This is a genomic window from Bacillota bacterium, assembly GCA_040755295.1.
Taxonomy (GTDB): Bacteria; Bacillota; Desulfotomaculia; order Desulfotomaculales; family Ammonificaceae; genus SURF-55.
Window position 1 is genome coordinate 1 of record JBFMBK010000036.1, and the last position, 1,413, is coordinate 1,413.

Consider the following 1,413-nt stretch of genomic DNA (forward strand, 5'->3'; position numbering starts at 1 on the left):
TGCATAGACCCCCTGGCCTATTCTTCCCTTCGCCGTCTCTTCTTGACCGGCGCTTGGGGAAGAAGTTTTCGTGACGGTCGCGGCGTTCTTCTGTTCATCGACGTTCTCCTCCTTCGCCGTTTTTTCTAAGGCGGCGAGGGAAGGAGATGAAAATTGCTTGTCACTTTCACCGTTCTGATTTCCGGTTACAGACCGGTTACAGAAAATTTGCGCACCGGTCTGTCGATTATCACCTCTCTTCTCCTTCGCTGATTCTTCTAAGACAGTAAGGGGAGAGGATGAAACTCTCTCATTACTACCGATAACTTTTTCATCGATTACAGACCGGTTACAGAGATTTTGCGTACCGGTCTGGTGTTCGTTATCTTTTTCCTCCTTCGCCGCTTCTTCAGAAACGGCAAGGCAAGGAGAGAAAGCTTGCTTTACGTTTGCGGCGTTCTCTTGCTCATCGACTTTCTCCTCCTTCGCTGCTCTTTCAGAGGCGGCAAGGAGGGGGGATGAGACGGGGCTTTCCGTCTTGGCGGCCTCTCCCTGCGCAGGGTTTTCTCCCTTTGACTCTTCTGTACTAAAAGAAGAAGAAAAAACCACCTTGTGACCATTGCCCATGGGTCGAGCGGTTTGGATCAGATGCGTCAGGTTTTGCCTGGCGTGGGTGGGATCTGCGCAAACGAAAGCGTTGGCGTCCAGGCCCGGCGGGAAGAGCAGCCGCAGGCACTCGATACCTTCGGGGATCAGGCGAGCGGCCAGTTGCTCGGCAGCCGTATCGCCGGCCGGGTCCGGGTCGTAGGCATTGTAGACCCGCCGGACGCCGTGGCCCAGGAAGGCCCGGAACATCTCGTCGGTAAAGCCGCCGGTGCCATAAGAGGATGTTACGTTGCGAAAATCGTGCACCCAGAATGACTGGGCGTCGATAATCGCCTCGCACAAGATGACCTCCGGGCTGATCAGGCACCGGGGGTTGAAAAAGCCCTTATGCGGGCCGGGTAAGTACAGATGTAACGGTGTCCCGGCTCTCAGGTTGGTACCGATCTTGCGCCCGTAGATACCGGTAACGATCCCATTATTATCCATAATGGGAAAGACCACTGAACCGGTAAAGTGCTCATGGCCGCTGGCCCGGTAGATCCCCAGCCGGGTCAGCCGTTCACGCATCTTTACACCGTCTTTACTGTCCTTGGACGGGATGCGCAGGCCCAGGCTTCGGTCGGCAAACCCGATCTTGAAGTGATCCACCAGTTCGCCGTGGCGCAACCCGCGTTTTTCCAGGTAGGCCAAGGCGGCCGGGGTATTCTTTAAAATTTGGTGATAATACTGGATGACCTGCCCCAGTAATTTCTGATCATCCGCGTCCATTTCAACCGGTGAGGTCAGCCGGCGCATCCTGGATCTGTTGACCGGCCCGCCGGCGGCCGG

1 protein-coding gene is annotated in these 1,413 nt (G+C 55.9%); it reads right to left on the reverse strand.

The features are described from left to right. A partial coding sequence (locus tag AB1500_13125; GenBank protein ID MEW6184088.1) for a toprim domain-containing protein occupies positions 1-1,413 on the reverse strand: 1,413 nt, incomplete at both ends.